1 protein-coding gene is annotated in these 1,313 nt (G+C 65.1%); it reads right to left on the bottom strand.

All coding sequences use genetic code 11. From position 1 onward, the window contains the following. Positions 1-35 precede the first annotated feature (35 nt). Positions 36-1,256 (bottom strand): IS256 family transposase, encoded by a 1,221-nt coding sequence (locus tag Q7A36_RS39840; RefSeq protein WP_305109329.1) that lies wholly within the window; start codon positions 1,254-1,256, stop codon positions 36-38. Positions 1,257-1,313: the final 57 nt, after the last annotated feature.

The following is a 1,313-nucleotide window of genomic DNA, read 5'->3' as shown; positions in this document are numbered from 1 at the left end:
GGGACTGTCGGAATTTCCGTGTAGGGCCGTGTTGATCAGGCGGTGACGAAGCGGTCCTCGAACAGGATGGCGAACTGCGCCTTGGCGGCAGACCACTCCCTGGCGGGCATTCTCCAATCCTTTGATGCCAGGTTCAACACCAGATACAGCAGCTTCAGCGCGGCCTCGTCGTGCGGGAAGTGACCGCGGGCGCGTACGGCGCGGCGCAGCTTGGCATTGAGAGCCTCTATGGCGTTCGTGGTGTAGATCAATCGGCGCACGTCAGCGGGGAAGGAATAGAATGGGATCACTTCCGCCCAGTGTCGGCGCCAAGTCTGGGCAATGACGGGATATTTGCGACCCCACGGTCCCTCGTCAAAGGCTTCCAGCGCCGCTTCGCCCAGCTCGGCGGTGCGGGCGCGGTAGATCTCCTTCAGGGCCGCCGCGACCTCGCGGCGGTCCTTGTACGAGACGAAGTCGAGCGAGCGGCGGATGAGATGCACAACGCAAGCCTGGACCTGGGTCTTCGGGAAGACGGCGGCGATCGCCTCGGGGAAGCCCTTCAGCCCGTCGACGACCGCGATCAGGATGTCGGCCACGCCGCGGTCCTTCAGCTCATTCATGACGCGAAGCCAGAACTTGGCGCCCTCGGTCTGCTCGATCCACAGGCCGAGGACCTCCTTGGTGCCGTCCGGCCGGACGCCGAGCGCGACATAGACAGCCTTGTTCCTGACTGTGCCCTCGTCGCGCACCTTGACCCGAATGGCGTCGAGGAAGACCAGCGGGTAGAGCGGCTCGAGCGGGCGGTTCTGCCATTCGGCCACCTCGTCGAGCACGGCGTCGGTCACCGCGCTGACCAGGTCGGGCGAGACCTCCATGCCGTACAGCTCGCGCAGGTGGCCCTGGATCTCGCGGGTGCTCATGCCGCGGGCATACATCGACACGATCTTGTCGTCGAAGCCGGGGAAGCGGCGCTGGTATTTGGCGATGAGCTGCGGGTCGAAGGTCGACAGCCGGTCGCGCGGCACCTGCAGCTCGAGCTTGCCGGTGCCGGTCAGCACCGTCTTGCTGCCATAGCCGTTGCGGCTGTTGCTGCGCCCATCCGGCTCGCCGCTGTCGAGATGATGGTCGAGTTCGGCATTCAGAGCCCGCTCGGCCAGAGCCTTCTTGAGGCTGTCCAGCAGGCCCCCGTCGGTCAGGGCAGATCGGGCGTCGGCACCATTCAAGAGCTGATCCAGCAACTCATCCGGGATGGCAGGCTGTTTGCGTCGCGGCATACGATGGTCCTCTCAGCAGCATCGTACGGCCCGAAACACGGAATTCCGGATAGTCCC

The organism is Paracraurococcus lichenis, assembly GCF_030657435.1.
In the GTDB taxonomy this organism is placed as follows: Bacteria; Pseudomonadota; Alphaproteobacteria; order Acetobacterales; family Acetobacteraceae; genus Paracraurococcus; species Paracraurococcus lichenis.
Note: the sequence above shows the minus strand (reverse complement) of the source record. Positions and strands in the feature narration are given on the sequence as shown.